Raw genomic sequence first — 15,127 nt, forward strand, 5'->3', positions numbered from 1 at the left:
CGGCCGCCGCGCCCGGCCTTCAGCGGTAGGTCGCCAGCAGGATGCTGGTCTCGGTGGCGGCGATGCCCTGGATCAGCCGCACCCGTTCCAGCACCGCCGACAGCTCGGAGTTCGAGCCCGCGTGCAGCTCGGCCAGCAGGTCCCAGCGGCCGTTGGTGTCGTGCAGCGCCGCCACGCCGGGCTCGCCCATCAGGCTGGCGATCACGGCCCGCGTCTGGTTGCCTTCCACGCGCACGCCCATCCAGGCACGGATGCGTTCGGGCTCGGCCTCGGGCCGCAGTTGCACGCTGTAGCCGGTGATGACGTGGCTGTCCTCCAGCCGCCGCAGCCGGTTGCTGACGGTGCCACGCGAGACACCCAGCCGGGCCGCCAGCACGGCCACCGGGGTGCGGGCGTCGGCGCGCAGCAGCGCGATCAGGCGGCGGTCGGTGTCGTCCATGGGGCCGATTGTGCGCAGCCCTGCAGCACGCGGAAGCCGTGCGTGCCGTCGCGCGCCAGCTGCGCGACGAGGCCGAACTCCCAGTCCAGGTAGGCCTGCATCGCCGCGCGCGGGGCGTCGGTGCCTTCGTAGGGGCGGCGGTAGCGCTGCGCGTGCGGCGTCGGCAGCACGGCCTGGCCGTGCGGGCGCCAGGGGCCGGTGGCGGTGTGGGCCGCGGCAGGCACGCCGTCCAGCCAGGCCACGTCCCAGCCCATCTGCGCCAGCCAGTGGGCGGTCATCGGCGCACGCACGCCGGCGTCGTCACCACCGCCATCGGCCAGCACGATGCGCGCGCCCCGCACGGCGGCGAACACGTCGGTCTCCTGCACCAGCTGCCCGCCCGGCGCATGGCCGAAAGCAGGCAGGTGGCCGGCCTCATAGGCCTCGGGCTGGCGCACGTCCCAGCAGTACAGCGTGCGCGTGGGGTCGGCTTGCCACCGTGCCAGTTGCTCCGCGTCGATGCGCTGCGCGCCGGCGCGGTCGGCGAGCGCCTGCGCCGCCTGCCGCGCGGCGGCGGTGGCCTGCGCGCTGGCCGGGCCGGCGGGCGCGGCGCGGCGCGTCTGGCCGTGCTCGAGCGTGAAGCCGGCCAGCAGCCAGCCGATGGTGCCGTTGCGCAGCGCGTGCACCGGGTTCGGAATGCCGGCATTGACCAGCGACTGCGCGCCGATGAGGCTGCGCGTGCGGCCGGCGCAGTTCACGATGACGGGCGTGGCCGGGTCGGGCGCCAGGTCGCGCACGTGCAGCAGCAGTTCGGCCCCGGGCACGCTGGTGCCGCCGGGGATGCTCATCGTGCGGAATTCGTCGAAGCGGCGCGCGTCCAGCACGGCGACCCGCTCGCCGCGGTCGAGCATCGCCTGCACCGCCTCGGCCGGCAGCGACGGCGTGCCGCGTTCGTGCTCCACCAGTTCACCAAAGGCCTTGCTGGGCACGTTGACGTCGCGGAACAGCTCGCCGCCGCGGCGGCGCCAGCCGTCCAGGCCGCCGGCCAGGCGGTGCACGCGGGTGTAGCCCATCCGCGCCAGGGTGGCGGCAGCGGCGTCGACGAGGCCCTCGCCGTCGTCGTAAAGCACCAGATCGACGTCGCGCCGCGGCAGCCGCCAGGGCGCGTCGGCTTCCAGTCGCAGCGGCGACAGCTGCACGGCCCACAGCGGGTGCGCCTGGGCAAACGGGTGTTCCTCGCGCAGGTCGACGAGGGCGATCTCGCGGCGCGCCAGCAAGGCGGTGCGCACGTCGTCGGGAGTCCAGTCCATCGCCCGAGGCTACAACGATCCCGGCCCCGGCCTGGGGGCGTGCCCGGGGCCGGATCAGCATCAGTCGCGGGTGAAATACCATTGCGGTCGTGCCGTTTCCCGAATCCACCACCGACGTGGCGCCGCCTGCCGTGGCCACGACCGCCTTGCTGACCGTGCAAGGGCTGGCCTGCCGCCGCGGCGAACGCCTGTTGTTCCGCGGCCTGGACTTCGCCCTGCTGCCCGGGCAGGTGCTGTGGCTGCGCGGCCGCAACGGCTGCGGCAAGACCAGCCTGCTGCGCATCCTGGCCGGCCTGTCCTCGCCCGACGCGGGCACGGTGCGCCAGGGGGGTCGCCCGGCCTACCTGGCGCACAGCAACGCGCTGAAGGACGACCTGAGCGTGCTGGAGTCGCTGCAGTTCCTGGCGCTGCTGCACGGCGGCGCCGCCGACGCCGCCACCTGCGGCGCGGCGCTGCGCCGCGCCGGCCTGCACGACCGCCGCCACGCCCCGGTGCGCACGCTGTCGCAGGGCCAGCGCCGGCGCGTGGCCTTGTCGCGCCTGTTCCTGCAGACCGCAGCCCGGGTGTGGATCCTCGACGAACCCTTCGACGCGCTCGACAGCGACGCCGTGTCCACGCTGAACCAGGCCTTGCAGGACCACGCCCGCGCCGGCGGCGGCGTGGTGCTGACCAGCCACCTCGACCTGACCCTCGATGACCCCCTGCCCACCGTGCTGCAACTCGACCAGCTTGCGCGCGCATGACCTCCGTGTTCCTGGCGCTGGTGCAGCGCGACCTGCGGCTGGCCTGGCGGCGCCGCATCGACGCGCTGCTGCCGGTGGCCTTCTTCGTGGTGGCGGCGAGCCTGTTCCCGATCGGCGTCGGGCCGGAAGCGGCCACGCTGGCGCGCATCGCGCCGGGGGTGCTCTGGGTGTGCGCGCTGTTCGCGGCGATGCTGTCGCTGGGGGGCATGTATGCGGCCGACCATGCCGACGGCACGCTGGAGCAGCTGCTGCTGTCACCCGAGCCGGCCTGGAGCCTGGCGCTGGCCAAGGCGCTGGCGCACTGGCTGGTGACCGGCCTGCCGCTGGTGGCGGTGACGCCGCTGCTGGGGCTGCTGTTCGGCCTGCCGGCCGATGCGCTGGCGATGCTGTCGCTGACGCTGCTGCTGGGCACGCCCATCCTGAGCCTGCTCGGCGGGCTGGGTGCGGGGCTGACGCTCGGCCTGCGCAGCGGCGGCGTGCTGCTGATCCTGCTGATCCTGCCGCTGTGCATCCCGGCACTGATCTTCGGCACCGGCGCGGTGTCGGCGGTCGACGCCGGGCAGCCGGCGGGCGGGCACCTGTCGCTGCTGGGAGCCTTGCTGATCTTCAGCGTGCTCGGCGCGCCGCCGGCCACGGCAGCGGCGCTGCGCATCGCCACGGAGTAGTGCCGCGATGAGTCTGCGCCTGTTCACCTTCGCCGCGCCGGTGCGCTTCCATGCGCTCACCGGCGCACTGCTGCCCTGGCTGTGGGCGGCCACGCTGCTGCTGTCGGCGGCCGGCCTGTACATCGGCTTCTTCGTCGCCCCCACCGACGCCACCCAGGGCGAGGCCTACCGCATCATCTTCATCCACGTGCCGGCGGCCTGGATGTCGATGCTGCTGTACCTGGTGATGGCCTTCTGGGCCGTGATCGGCTGGGCCTTCAAGGCGCGCCTGGCGTCGATGGTGGCGCGCGCCATCGCGCCCACCGGCGCGATGTTCACGGTGCTGGCGCTGTGGACCGGCGCGCTGTGGGGCCAGCCCACCTGGGGCACGTGGTGGGTGTGGGACGCGCGGCTCACGTCGGAGCTGATCCTGCTGTTCCTGTACCTGGGCTACATGGCGCTGGTGGCGGCCATCGACGACACCCGCCGGGCCGACCAGGCCGGCGCGCTGCTGGCGCTGGTGGGCTCGGTCAACGTGCCCATCATCTACTTCAGCGTGAAGTGGTGGAACACGCTGCACCAGGGCGCCACCATCAGCATGACGGCGGCGCCGAAGATGGCCACGACCATGCTCACCGCCATGTTATTGATGACCTTCGCGTTCTGGGCCTACGCTTTCGCGGTCGTCTTCATGCGCAGCCGTGCCATCGTGCTGGAACGCGAACGCGACGCCGACTGGGTGCAGGCCCTGGCACGGCAACACCAAGGAACCACGTCATGAACTGGGGCAGCCCCGAGGCCTTCTTCCACATGGGCGGCTACGGCCTGTTCGTCTGGGGCTCGTACGCCCTGACGCTGGCCTGCATGCTGGCCGAGCCGGTGCTGGCCCGCTTCCGTTACCGTGCCGCGCTGCGCGCCGTGCAGCAAGGCCAGGAGGACCACACATGAAACCGCGTCACAAGCGCATCGCCCTGGCACTGGGTGTCGTCGCCGGCCTGGGCGTGGCCGTCGCCCTGGTGCTCAACGCCTTCCAGAGCAACCTGGTGTTCTTCTACTCGCCCAGCCAGGTGGCGGCCAAGGAAGCACCGCTGGATCGCACGTTCCGCATCGGCGGCCTGGTCGAGGCCGGATCGGTGAAGCGTGACGGCACGCAGGTCAGCTTCGTCGTCACGGACACGCTGAAGACCGTGTCGGTGCAGTACGAGGGCATCCTTCCCGACCTGTTCAAGGAAGGCAAGGGCGTGGTCGCGCAGGGGCGGCTGCAGGGCGACCGTTTCGTCGCGCGCGAGGTGCTGGCCAAGCACGACGAGAACTACATGCCGCCCGAAGCCGCCGACGCGCTGGACAAGGCCAAGCAGGTGAACGCCCAGATGGGCAAGACGGGGGCGCAGCCATGATTCCGGAACTCGGGCATTTCCTGCTCTGGCTGGGCTGCGGCGCCGCCGTGGTGCTGGGCGTGCTGCCGCTGGTCGGCGCGCACCGCGGCCGCCACGACTGGATGGCGCTGGCGCGGCCGCTGGCCAGCGTGCAGTTCCTGCTGGTGCTGCTGTCCTACCTGTGCCTCACCATCGCCTTCGTGCAGCACGACTTCTCGGTGCTGTACGTGGCCTCCAACTCCAACAGCGCGTTGCCGATCGAGTACCGCATCGCCGCAGTCTGGGGCGGCCACGAAGGCTCGCTGCTGCTGTGGCTGCTGATGCTCAGCGGCTGGATGATCGCGGTGGCCCTGTTCAGCCGCCACCTGCCGCTGCAGGTGCTGGCGCGCATCCTGGCGGTGATGGGGCTGATCAGCGTGGGCTTCTTCCTGTTCACGCTGCTCACGTCCAACCCCTTCGACCGGCTGGTGCCGGCCGCAGCCGACGGCCGCGACCTGAACCCGCTGCTGCAGGACCCGGGCATGATCTTCCACCCGCCGATGCTCTACATGGGCTACGTCGGCTTCGCGGTGGCCTTCGCCTTCGCGGTGGCGGCGCTGATCGGCGGCAACCTCGATGCGCAGTGGGCGCGCTGGACCCGGCCCTGGACCACCGTGGCCTGGATGTTCCTGACCATCGGCATCGCGCTCGGCAGCTGGTGGGCCTACTACGAACTGGGCTGGGGCGGCTGGTGGTTCTGGGACCCGGTGGAGAACGCCTCGTTCATGCCCTGGCTGGTGGGCACGGCGCTGATCCATTCGCTGGCGGTCACCGAGAAGCGCGGCGCCTTCAAGGCCTGGACGGTGCTGCTGGCGATCCTGGCCTTCAGCCTGTCGTTGCTGGGCACCTTCCTCGTGCGTTCGGGCGTGCTGTCGTCGGTGCATGCGTTCGCCACCGACCCCACGCGCGGCCTGTTCATCCTGGCCTTCCTGGTCATCGCGGTCGGCGCTTCGCTGGCGCTGTTCGCCTGGCGTGCGCCCAGCGTCGGGCTGGGCGCGCGTTTCGGCGCGCTGTCGCGCGAGTCGCTGCTGCTGGTGAACAACGTGCTGCTGGTGGTGGCCACCGCCGCGGTGCTGCTGGGCACGCTGTATCCGCTGGCGCTGGACGCGCTGAACATGGGCAAGATCTCGGTCGGCCCGCCCTACTTCGATGCCGTGTTCGTGCCGCTGATGGCGCCACTGGTGTTCCTGATGGGCGTGGGCCCGATCGCGCGCTGGAAGCAGGCCGAACTGCCCGACCTGGTGACGCGGCTGCGCTGGGCGCTGGGCGTCAGCGTGGTGGCGGTGGGCATCACCGCCTGGGCCGAAGGCAGCATCAGCTGGATGGCCGGCCTGGGCCTGCTGATGACGTACTGGGTCGTGGCCTCGGTGGCCACCGACTACATCGAACGCGTGCGCCCGCGCGCCACGGGCGCCATCGGCGGTTCGGTGTGGGCACGCACGCGGCAGCTGCCGCGTGCCCAGGTGGGCATGATGCTGGCGCACCTGGGCGTGGCCGCCTTCATCTTCGGTGTCACGATGGTGCGCAGCTACGAGGTCGAGCGCGACGTGAAGATGGCGCCCGGCGACACCACCACCGCGCACGGCTACACCTTCCGCTTCGTCGGCGTGCGCGAGATCACCGGCCCCAACTACGACGCCATCCAGGGTTCGGTCGAAGTCACCAAGGACGGCAAGCCGGTCGCTGCGATGCTGCCCGAGAAGCGCATGTACCGCGTGCAGAGCATGCCGATGACCGAGGCCGCCATCGACACCGGCATCACGCGCGACCTGTACGTCTCGCTCGGCGAGCCGGTGGACAACGGCCGCGCTTGGATCGTGCGCGTGTACGTCAAGCCCTTCATCGACTGGATCTGGGGCGGCTGCGTGCTGATGTCCCTGGGCGGCCTGCTCGCGGTCACCGACCGCCGCTACCGCGTCAAGGCCACGCAGAAGGCCGGCGCCGGCGCCGTGGGGGCCACGGCTTGAAGGCGTTGAAGTACCTGGTGCCGCTGGCCCTGTTCCTGGTGCTGGCGGGCTTCCTGGCGGTGGGCCTGCAGCGCGACCCGCGCGAAGTGCCCTCGCCGCTGATCGGCAAGCCCGCCCCCGCCTTCACGGCCGCGCTGCTGGACAATCCGGCGCAGCAGTTCAAGCGCGAGGACCTGCTGGGCCAGGTCTGGGTGCTGAACGTGTTTGCCTCGTGGTGCACCCCCTGCCTCGAAGAGCACCCGGTGATCATGGACTTCGCCCGCCGCCAGCAGCGCACGCCGGTGCTGGGCCTGAACTACAAGGACCAGCCCGCCGCCGGCCGCACCTGGCTGCAGCGCCACGGCAATCCGTACAAGGTGACGCTGGTCGACGGTGACGGTCGCATCGGCCTGGACTTCGGCGTCTACGGCGTGCCCGAGACCTTCGTCATCGACAAGACCGGCACCATCCGCTTCAAGCACGTGGGCGTGCTGACGCCTGCGGTGATGAAGGACCGCATCGAACCCCTGCTGGCGCAATTGCATGCAAGCTGATGTCCTGTTGCGCCGTCTCGGCGCCGCGCTGCTGCTGTGCGGCACGCTGCTGGCCCAGGCCGCCGACGCCCCGCCGGCCGCCGCCGACCCCGTGGCGGAAAAGCGCATGCTGAGCATCACGGCCGAGCTGCGCTGCCTGGTGTGCCAGAACCAGACCGTGGCCGACTCCACCTCGGGCCTGGCCGACGACCTGCGCGCGCAGGTGCGCACGATGATCGCCGAGGGCAAGTCCGACCAGGAGATCGTCGACTTCATGACCGCCCGCTACGGCGACTTCGTGCTCTACCGCCCGCCCGTGAAGGCCACCACGGCGCTGCTGTGGTACGGCCCGGCGGCGCTGCTGCTGGGCGGCGTGCTCGTGCTCGTGCTCGTGCTGCGCCAGCGCAGCCGGCTCGCGCCCGAGGCCTTCGACCCCGATCCCGACGATGCGGCCGACGACGGCCGCAACCGTTCTTCCTGACGCTCTTGCCCCCCTCGATGGACAACGATCTCGACGCGCTGCGGCGCCAGCTGCAGCAGCTGAAAGACCTGCACGAGGCCGGCACGCTGGGTGCCGATGCCTACGACTCCGCCCGCACGGCGCTGGAACAGCGCATCGTGGCGCTGGTGATGCAGGCGCCGGCTGCCGCGCCTGCCTCGACACCTGCCGCCCCGAAGCTGCCGCGCGCGCTGGTGCTGGGCGTGGGCGCCGCCACGCTGGTGCTGGCCATCGGCGGCTATCTCTGGACGGGCTCGCCGCAGCTCGCGCTGGCACCGGTGCCGGCGTCGGTGGCCACGGCCGCCTCGGGCGCCCAGGGCATCGGACAGGCCGAGATCGAGGCCATGGTCGGCACGCTGCAGCAGCGGCTGCAGGAGCAGCCCGACGACGCCGAAGGCTGGCTGATGCTGGGCCGCTCGTACGCCGTGCTCGGCCGCCATGCCGAGGCCGTGCCGGCCTACCGCCGCTCGCTGGCGCTGCGGCCCAACGACGCCGCGCTGCTGTCGGACATGGCCGACGCGCTGGCCATGGTCAACGGCCGCAGCCTGGCCGGCGAACCCACCACGCTGGTCGAACAGGCGCTGAAGCTGGACCCCGACAACATGAAGGCGCTGTCGCTGGCCGGCAGCGCGGCCTTCGACCGCAGCGACTACGCGACCGCCGTGAAGCACTGGGAACGGGTGGCGGCGCTCGCCGCGCCCGACAGCCCCTGGCTGCCCCGGGTGCGCGAGAGCATCGCCGAGGCGCGCTCGCGCGGCGGCATGCCACCGGCGGCCGCGGTGGCTGCCGCACCGCCGGCAGCCACCGCGGGGCCGAACGCGTCGGGCGCGGCAGGCACACCCGGCGCCACCATCCGCGGCACCGTGACGCTGGCCGCCGCGCTGCGCGCGAAGGCCGCGCCCGAGGACACCGTGTTCGTGTTCGCGCGCCCGGCCGAAGGCCCGCGCATGCCGCTGGCCATCGTGCGCAAGCAGGTCAAGGACCTGCCGTTCGAGTTCGTGCTCGACGACACCACGGCGATGTCGCCGGCGAGCCGGCTGTCGACGCAGACCCGCGTGGTCGTCAGCGCGCGCATCAGCAAGAGCGGCGACGCGATGCCGCAGCCCGGCGACCTGAGCGGCCAGAGCGCGCCGCTGGCGCTGGACCCGAAGGGCAACACCGGCCTGCGGGTCGAGATCGGTCAGGTCGTCACGCCCTGACCCTGGGGCGCAGGCCTACAGCAGCTCTTTCGGGATGTTGCCGCCGTTGGCGGCCAGCTTCTGCAGCACGGTCTTGTGCAGCCACATGTTCATCTGCGCCGAGTCGGCCATCTTGTCGGCGGGGCAGCCGAGTTCGGTGGCCAGGCCCTTGCGGGCGTCGAGGCTGCTGTCCAGGCCCAGCAGCTTCAGCAGGTCGACGATCGACACCTTCCAGTTGAGCTTCTGCGCGCTGGCGGCGGCCAGACCTTCGAGCTTGGCGACCACGTCCACGGCCGAGATGGCCACCGGGGCAGCCGGAGCCGCGGGCGCTGCAGGCGCCGCGGGCGCCGCGGGCGCAGCTGCCACCGTGCCGGCCGCCGGGGCCGCGTCGCCCTTGCCGAAGCCGAGCTTGTCGAGGATGGCGCTGAAGAGTCCCATGGTGTGCTCCTGAAAGGATGGTGGAACCGGACACGGTACACCAGCACGGTGACCGCAGCCACGCCAGCGGCGCTCAGCCCGTGGTCTTGCGCACCAGGCCCTCGATGGCCAGCCGGTAGCCGTCGACACCGAAGCCCACCACGATGCCGGCCGCGGCCGGACTGACGTAGCTGTGGTGGCGGAAGGCCTCGCGTGCGTGCACGTTGGAGATGTGGATCTCCACCACCGGCACCTCGGCGCCCTTGATCGCGTCGTGCAGCGCCACCGAGGTGTGCGTGAAGGCGCCGGGGTTGAAGACCACGCCCAGCAGTTCGCCCGCCTTCACGCGCCGGCCGGCGGCCTGCAGTGCGTCGATCAGCACGCCTTCGTGGTTGCTCTGCAGGCATTCCACGGCGTGGCCCAGGCGTGCCGCGGCGTCGCGGCACAGCGCCTCGACGTCGGCCAGCGTGGCCGCGCCGTAGACGGCCGGCTCGCGCTGGCCCAGCAGGTTGAGGTTGGGTCCGTTGAGGACGAGGATGGTCGCCATGTGTGGTGTTCGGTTGCTTGCGGGGCCGGCAATCATCGCGCATCGGCGCGCATCCACCGACGGCGTCGCCACGTATCACCGGGCATGCTGAAACTTCTTGCGCTGCTGCTGAGCCTGGCCGCACCGGGCCTGGCCTGGGCCCACGACACCTGGTTCGAGCGCGGCCCCGACGGCGGCCTGCTGCTGGGCACCGGCAACCGCTTCCCGCTGCAGGAGAGCCGCGTCGCACCGGATCTGCTGGTGCGCGAGGGCTGCAACGCCGCCGGCTGCTGGGCGCAGACGACGGTGTTCGCGCTGACGCTGGAGCCGGCGCTGATCCCGGCCTACCTCGACGAGGTGCGGCCGCCGCCCGCGGTGCTGGCGGCCTGGAAGCAGATGCAGGCGCGTGGCCTGCCCTGGAACGAGCGCTACACGAAGCACGCGCGCATCCTGCTGGGCAGCAGCGCCGACGCGCTGGCCGCCGCGGCCCTGCCCACCGGCATGGACCTGGACGTGCTGCTGACCAGCAGCGCGCCGCCGCGCCGCGGCCAGCCGCTGACGCTGCAGGTGCTGCGCGACGGCCGGCCGCTGCCGCACTTCGCGGTGGAACTGCGCAACGACCGCAGCGGCGTCGGGCTGTGGCGCCGCACCGATGCCGACGGCCGTCTGACGTTCACGCCGCCGCTGGCCGCGCAGTGGCTGCTGCGCGGCATCGACCTGCGCCTGGCCGAAGGCGACCCCGGCACCTGGGACAGCCGCTTCGTGACGCTGGCCTTCACGGCCGCCGACTGAAGCGGGAGCGGCGCGCTCAGCGCGCCAGTTGCGCGAACAGCGCCACGTGGCGTGCCACCGCGTGCACGCGCAGCACCTGCACGCCAGCGGACGCCAGCTGCGCCGAGAAGGCGAGCGTGAGGTCGTCGCGCTGCGCGGCATCGGCCGCGGTGAACAGCTTCAGGAACGACTTGCGCGAATGGCCGAACAGCCAGCGCCCGCCGCTGTCCACCAGCGCGGACGCCTGCAGCATCAGCCGCAGCGACTGGGCCGCGGTCTTGCCGAAGCCGATGCCGGGGTCGTAGAGCAGCCGCGCCGGGTCCAGGCCCGCGGCGGCGGCCGCGGCGGTGACGGCGGCCTTCCAGCGCAGCACCTCCTGCACCACGTCGCAGTCGGGCGGCAAGGTCTGCGCCGGGTCCACCGGCACCGACAAGGCATGCATCACCACCACGTCGCAGGGCTGCGCCCGCAGCACGTCCAGCATGCCGGGGTCGCCCAGGCCGGTGACGTCGTTGATGGTGTCCACGCCCAGCGCCAGCGCGCGCGCGGCCGTGTCGGCATGGCGGGTGTCGACGCTGAGCTGCACGCGGCTGCGCCAGGGCTGGCCGGCCAGCGCCGACAGCACCGGCGCCAGGCGCGCCCATTCGGCGTCGCTGCCCAGCGCCACGCCGTTCGGCCGCGTGGATTCGGCGCCGATGTCGAGGACGTCCACGCCCGCATCCACCAGGCGCTGCGCTGCCGCCACGGCGGCGTCGCCGAGCTGGCCGTCGCCCGAGAACGAATCCGGCGTGACGTTCACGATGCCCATGATCGCGGGCCGGTTCATGCGCGCCCCCTCATGCCGGCAGTCCGGCCAGCAGTTCGGCCGCGGTGCGGCCCAGCAACGGGTGGCGCCATTGCGGCGCGATCTCGCACAGCGGCTCCAGCACGAAGCGGCGCAGGTGCAGCTGCGCGTGGGGCAGCGTCAGTGCCGTGCTGTCCACCACGTGCGTGCCATGCGCGAGCAGGTCGATGTCGATGACGCGCGGCGCCCAGCGTGGCGCCGTGGTGCGGCCCAGCCGCAGCTCGATGGCCTGCGTGGCGGCCAGCAGCGCCGCCGGCGCCAGCGCCGTCTGCACCTGCAGCACCTGGTTCAGGTAAGGGCGGTCCCAGTCGGTGGGCGCGCCCGCGGGCATCAGTGCCGCTGTCTCGTGCAGCGACGAAGCCGCCAGCACCTGCACGCCGGCGGCGTCGAGCGCGGCGCGCGCACGCTCGAGGGTCTGGGCGCGGGGGCCGAGGTTGCTGCCCAGGGCAAGAAGAATCATCGTGGCGGCATCAGGGGTGGAGCGGCCCCGATTGTCGACGCTGCGCGCAGGCTGCTAGAAACCCAGGATGGTCATGTCGAACGCGCGCTCGGCAAACCACACCGCCGCCAGCGCGGCGATCAGCAGCGAGCCGCCCAGCAGCACCACGCGCCGGTAGAACACGGTGCGGCGCAGCGCGAAGGCCAGCGGCAGGAACACCGCCACGATCGCGAGCTGGCCCAGTTCGACGCCGATGTTGAAGCCCACCAACGCCAGCACCAGCGCGCCTTGCGGCAGACCCAGGTCGGCCAGCACGCTGGCAAAGCCGAAACCGTGGTTCAGGCCGAAGACGAAGGCCACCGTCCAGCGCCGTCCCTGGAACAGCGGCCGCACGTTGTTCAGCGCCGCCAGCACCACCGACGCGGCGATGGCCGACTCGACCAGCCGCGACGGCAGCGCCACCAGCCCCAGCGTCGCCAGCGACAGCGTGATGGAGTGCGCCACCGTGAACGCGGTGACGATCTTCAGCACGTCGACGAAGGCAGTGCGGAAGCTGCGCACCGGCTGCCAGCGCGCCAGCTGCCACACCAGCACGCCGGGCAGCAGCAGCGACACCAGGAACAGGATGTGGTCGAAGCCGATCCAGATGTGCCAGACGCCCTCGACCACGTAGTCGCGGAACTGCACCCAGGCATCGGGCGCGGCCAGGTCGAAGCGCTGCGCCGCGTTCTCGGGCGAGAAGATCGCCGTGCGCGTGCTGCCCTGGGCGTCCAGCCGCAGCAGCCCGCGGTGCTGCGGGTCGATGTCGGCGAACAGGCTGTAGGTCATCTGCAGCTGCTGCGGCGGCGCCGGGCAGGCGGCACTGAAGCGCAGCACGGTGTAGGCGCCGTCGGTGTGGTTGTCCACCTGCTGCGGGCCATCGGCCTGCAGCGGGCAGGCCACGCCGTCGCCCTGCACCGCCAGCCGCGCCAGCGCGTAGGCGGCGATGTCGCCATGGCGGGCGCGCAGCTCGCCCCAGGTGATCTCGCCGTTGCCGTCGGCGTCCAGGCCGATGGCGAAGTCGAGGTCGCGCAGCGCGATGTCCCACTGGCCGGTCACGCGGCCGTCGGCCACCTGCACGGCCAGGTAGCTGTCGGACGGCTTGTGCGCCGCGGCGGGCGCGGCGTGCAGCAGGGCCAGCGCCGCCAGCCACGCGCCCAGCATCTGCAACACCGTGCGCATCACCGGCCCCCTGCCTGCAGCTGCTGCGCCAGCGGGCGCAGCACCACGCTTTCGATGCGCGAGTCGGCCAGCCACTGCAGCGCCGGCGCGGCGGCGGCGGGATCGCGCGCGGCCAGGGCCGCTTCCAGCAGCACGCGGGCATCGGCCGGTTCGCGCTGCACGGCGAAGTTGCTGCGCGCCAGCGCCAGCGCCCGCGACACCTCGCCCAGCACGGCCAGCGCGAAGCGGGCCTCTTCCTTCTCGTGCACGCTGTCGCCGCGGCGCCGTGCGGCGTCGAAGCGTGCGCTCAGGTCGGCCTGCCAGCGCGCCAGCTCGGGCGCGCCGGTCACCTTGGCCGCCAGCGCCAGGCGCAGCAGCAGCAGGTCCGACCGCTCGCGCCCGCGCAGCAGCGGCAGCACCTCGGCCGCGCGTCCGCGGTCGAGCAGGAAGTCGGCGTAGGCAGCGAGCAGGTAACCATCGGTCAGGTTCAGTGCCAGGGCGCGCCGGAATGCGGCCTCGGCTTCGGCGTGGCGGCCGAGCCGCTCCTCCGTCTCGGCCAGCCGCGTCAGCGCCCACAGCTGCTCGGCGGCCGACGCCTCGCCCGGCGCGCGCAGCGCCGCCTGCAGCGCCGCCACGGCCGCCGCACCGCGGCCCGTGGCGGCGTCGACCTGGGCCTGGCAGGCCACCGCGGTCAGCGGCGTGGTCAGCGGCGCCAGCGCGCGGCAGGCGGCGCCGGCGTCGGCGTAGCGGGCCTGCACCATCGCCACGGCGGCCAGCCACGACCAGCCTTCGGCGGCGGTCTCGGACGCCTGGGCGGCGGCCGTGAAATCCGTCACGGCCGCGTCGAATGCGTGGCCGAACTGCAGCAGCATCCCGCGCAGCAGCCGCACGGCAGGCGGCGGCGCCGGCTGGCTCCACCAGGGTGCGAGCGCAGCCTGGGCGTAGCCGATGTAGCGCGGGTCGCCTTCGGCCGCGACTGCCTCGAAGTAGCGGCGCGCCAGCGCGACCGCGGTGTCGAGGTCGCGCGGGTCGGCCTGCAGCCGCTGGCGCAGCGCCGCCATCTCGCGCAGGCGCGGGTCGGCCGCGCGCGTGGGCAGGCGCTCCAGCACCTGCTGGTCGGACGTGGGCGTGAAGGGGGCCGGGGCCGCGGGGCCCGCCGCCGCCAGCAACGGCAAGGTCCACAGCCACCGCCGCAGCAGGCGCAGGCCGGGCGGGCGCGGGGAGTGAAGACGGGGCGGGACGGCGGGCGTCAGGGGGTGGGGGCGGAAATCGGGCACCCGGTACTGTACGCAAGAAGCAACGTCTGGATGCACACCCGGTGCAGGCCTGGCACGCGCGCCATCACAATCGCTCTCCGACGACGTCAACCGATTCAGAGTTGCCGCGTTTTCAGGAAGCCCGGGCCGCAAGGCGCAGGCGTACTGACAGTCAAAACCCTACTGAGAGACCATTCCATGAACAAGCTGAGCACCCTCGTCCTGGCCCTCTTCGCCGCCGTCGCCTTCAACGCCCAGGCCGGCTCGCACGCCGCCGCCGCCCCGGCCAAGGCCAGCGCCCCCGCTGCCAAGGCCGAAGCCAAGAAGGAAATGAAGAAGGAAGAGAAGAAGGAAGCCAAGAAGGAAGAAGCGAAGAAGTAATTTCTTCTCCTTCGGTGCAAAGAGGCAGGAGCGACGCTCCTGCCTTTTTTCTTGGTGCGTGCATTCCGCGGCGGCGGCGGCTGCAGGGCCGGCGCGCCATGTGCCCCAGAATCACCCGATGCCCGGCGTCCCCTGTGTGCTCGACATCGAAGCCTCCGGCTTCGGTCGCCACAGCTACCCCATCGAGATCGGCTACGTGCTGCCCGACGGACGCGCGCGCTGCACGCTGATCCGCCCGCTGGCGCCCTGGACCCACTGGGACAGCAGCGCCGAGCAGGTGCACGGCATCGCGCGCAGCGTGCTGCTGCAGCACGGGCGGGCGCCGGCCGAGGTGGCGAGCATGCTCAACGACGACCTGGCCGGCCAGACCGTCTTCTGCGACGGCTGGGCCCACGACTACACCTGGCTCGGCGCGCTGTTCGAGGCTGCCGACAGCAGCCCGCGCTTCCGGCTGGAATCGGTGCGGCGGCTGCTGGACGAACGCCAGCTGGCGCTGCTGACGGCGGCACAGCAGCAGGCACGCGCCGAGCTCGGCCTGCAACGCCACCGCGCCAGCAGCGACGCACGCGTGCTGCAGCTGGCGCTGGCGCGGCTGGCGCCCTGACGC

The 15,127-nt window shown here is 72.6% G+C and carries 20 protein-coding genes; 12 read left to right on the forward strand and 8 right to left on the reverse strand.

Going from position 1 to position 15,127, the window contains the following annotated elements:
- Positions 1-19: 19 nt before the first annotated feature.
- Together ACPOLB_RS07740 and ACPOLB_RS07745 are read right to left on the reverse strand one after the other, a co-directional pair.
- Complete coding sequence (locus tag ACPOLB_RS07740; protein WP_425260735.1) at positions 20-439, reverse strand: Lrp/AsnC family transcriptional regulator; 420 nt, start codon at positions 437-439, stop codon at positions 20-22.
- Entirely contained in the window at positions 415-1,728 is a 1,314-nt protein-coding gene (locus tag ACPOLB_RS07745; RefSeq protein ID WP_425260736.1) for a rhodanese-like domain-containing protein, read from the reverse strand. The genes ACPOLB_RS07740 and ACPOLB_RS07745 overlap by 25 nt, the downstream gene beginning before the upstream one ends.
- A gap of 89 nt (positions 1,729-1,817) precedes the next feature.
- Between ACPOLB_RS07745 and ccmA the strand changes: the two genes are divergently transcribed.
- Genes ccmA through ccmI form a run of 9 tightly spaced genes read left to right on the forward strand, consistent with a single transcriptional unit; the run spans position 1,818 to position 8,707 of the window.
- Complete coding sequence (gene ccmA, locus ACPOLB_RS07750; RefSeq protein ID WP_425260737.1) at positions 1,818-2,471, forward strand: heme ABC exporter ATP-binding protein CcmA; 654 nt, start codon at positions 1,818-1,820, stop codon at positions 2,469-2,471.
- On the forward strand, positions 2,468-3,136 hold the full coding sequence (gene ccmB, locus ACPOLB_RS07755) for a heme exporter protein CcmB (RefSeq protein ID WP_425260738.1): 669 nt from the start codon (positions 2,468-2,470) through the stop codon (positions 3,134-3,136). Before ccmA ends, ccmB begins: the two co-directional genes overlap by 4 nt.
- 7 nt (positions 3,137-3,143) lie before the next feature.
- Positions 3,144-3,896 carry a heme ABC transporter permease CcmC gene (gene ccmC / locus ACPOLB_RS07760; RefSeq protein ID WP_425260739.1) on the forward strand — a complete coding sequence of 251 codons (753 nt, stop codon included), beginning with the start codon at positions 3,144-3,146 and terminating at the stop codon, positions 3,894-3,896.
- Positions 3,893-4,063: a heme exporter protein CcmD gene (gene ccmD / locus ACPOLB_RS07765; RefSeq protein ID WP_425260740.1), complete on the forward strand. Its 171-nt coding sequence runs from the start codon at positions 3,893-3,895 to the stop codon at positions 4,061-4,063. Before ccmC ends, ccmD begins: the two co-directional genes overlap by 4 nt.
- Positions 4,060-4,512: a cytochrome c maturation protein CcmE gene (gene ccmE, locus ACPOLB_RS07770; RefSeq protein ID WP_425260741.1), complete on the forward strand. Its 453-nt coding sequence runs from the start codon at positions 4,060-4,062 to the stop codon at positions 4,510-4,512. Before ccmD ends, ccmE begins: the two co-directional genes overlap by 4 nt.
- A complete protein-coding gene (locus ACPOLB_RS07775) occupies positions 4,509-6,497 on the forward strand; it encodes a heme lyase CcmF/NrfE family subunit (protein ID WP_425260742.1) in 1,989 nt (662 codons plus the stop codon). The genes ccmE and ACPOLB_RS07775 overlap by 4 nt, the downstream gene beginning before the upstream one ends.
- Positions 6,494-7,030, forward strand: a complete 537-nt coding sequence (locus ACPOLB_RS07780; protein WP_425260744.1) for a DsbE family thiol:disulfide interchange protein — start codon at positions 6,494-6,496, stop codon at positions 7,028-7,030. The genes ACPOLB_RS07775 and ACPOLB_RS07780 overlap by 4 nt, the downstream gene beginning before the upstream one ends.
- Complete coding sequence (locus ACPOLB_RS07785; RefSeq protein WP_425260745.1) at positions 7,020-7,490, forward strand: cytochrome c-type biogenesis protein; 471 nt, start codon at positions 7,020-7,022, stop codon at positions 7,488-7,490. Before ACPOLB_RS07780 ends, ACPOLB_RS07785 begins: the two co-directional genes overlap by 11 nt.
- 17 nt (positions 7,491-7,507) lie before the next feature.
- Positions 7,508-8,707: a c-type cytochrome biogenesis protein CcmI gene (gene ccmI / locus ACPOLB_RS07790; RefSeq protein WP_425260746.1), complete on the forward strand. Its 1,200-nt coding sequence runs from the start codon at positions 7,508-7,510 to the stop codon at positions 8,705-8,707.
- 15 nt (positions 8,708-8,722) lie between these two features.
- Here the strand turns inward: ccmI and ACPOLB_RS07795 are convergent, their stop codons facing one another.
- Both ACPOLB_RS07795 and aroQ read right to left on the reverse strand, forming a co-directional pair.
- Complete coding sequence (locus tag ACPOLB_RS07795; RefSeq protein ID WP_425260747.1) at positions 8,723-9,124, reverse strand: DUF3597 domain-containing protein; 402 nt, start codon at positions 9,122-9,124, stop codon at positions 8,723-8,725.
- 73 nt (positions 9,125-9,197) lie between these two features.
- Positions 9,198-9,650, reverse strand: coding sequence for a type II 3-dehydroquinate dehydratase (gene aroQ, locus ACPOLB_RS07800; RefSeq protein WP_425260748.1), 453 nt, complete (start codon positions 9,648-9,650; stop codon positions 9,198-9,200).
- A gap of 84 nt (positions 9,651-9,734) precedes the next feature.
- On the opposite strand from aroQ, the gene ACPOLB_RS07805 reads away from it, so the two are divergent.
- Positions 9,735-10,421 carry a DUF4198 domain-containing protein gene (locus ACPOLB_RS07805; protein WP_425260749.1) on the forward strand — a complete coding sequence of 229 codons (687 nt, stop codon included), beginning with the start codon at positions 9,735-9,737 and terminating at the stop codon, positions 10,419-10,421.
- 16 nt (positions 10,422-10,437) lie between these two features.
- Here ACPOLB_RS07805 and folP read toward each other — a convergent pair whose 3' ends face one another.
- The 4 genes from folP to ACPOLB_RS07825 are packed head-to-tail and all read right to left on the reverse strand — an operon-like array spanning position 10,438 to position 14,058.
- Positions 10,438-11,226: a dihydropteroate synthase gene (gene folP, locus ACPOLB_RS07810; RefSeq protein WP_425260750.1), complete on the reverse strand. Its 789-nt coding sequence runs from the start codon at positions 11,224-11,226 to the stop codon at positions 10,438-10,440.
- 10 nt (positions 11,227-11,236) lie between these two features.
- On the reverse strand, positions 11,237-11,704 hold the full coding sequence (folK, locus tag ACPOLB_RS07815) for a 2-amino-4-hydroxy-6-hydroxymethyldihydropteridine diphosphokinase (protein ID WP_425260751.1): 468 nt from the start codon (positions 11,702-11,704) through the stop codon (positions 11,237-11,239).
- 54 nt (positions 11,705-11,758) lie between these two features.
- Complete coding sequence (locus tag ACPOLB_RS07820; protein WP_425260752.1) at positions 11,759-12,904, reverse strand: HupE/UreJ family protein; 1,146 nt, start codon at positions 12,902-12,904, stop codon at positions 11,759-11,761.
- Complete coding sequence (locus ACPOLB_RS07825; protein ID WP_425260753.1) at positions 12,904-14,058, reverse strand: hypothetical protein; 1,155 nt, start codon at positions 14,056-14,058, stop codon at positions 12,904-12,906. Before ACPOLB_RS07825 ends, ACPOLB_RS07820 begins: the two co-directional genes overlap by 1 nt.
- Before the next feature lie 279 nt (positions 14,059-14,337).
- On the opposite strand from ACPOLB_RS07825, the gene ACPOLB_RS07830 reads away from it, so the two are divergent.
- The gene (locus tag ACPOLB_RS07830; RefSeq protein ID WP_425260754.1) at positions 14,338-14,520 is read left to right on the forward strand and encodes a hypothetical protein; all 183 of its coding nucleotides are present in this window, start codon (positions 14,338-14,340) and stop codon (positions 14,518-14,520) included.
- A gap of 118 nt (positions 14,521-14,638) precedes the next feature.
- A complete protein-coding gene (locus ACPOLB_RS07835) occupies positions 14,639-15,124 on the forward strand; it encodes a hypothetical protein (protein WP_425260755.1) in 486 nt (161 codons plus the stop codon).
- The last annotated feature ends 3 nt before the right edge of the window (positions 15,125-15,127 follow it).

Source organism: Rubrivivax soli (genome assembly GCF_049810355.1).
In the GTDB taxonomy this organism is placed as follows: domain Bacteria; phylum Pseudomonadota; class Gammaproteobacteria; order Burkholderiales; family Burkholderiaceae_C; genus Rubrivivax.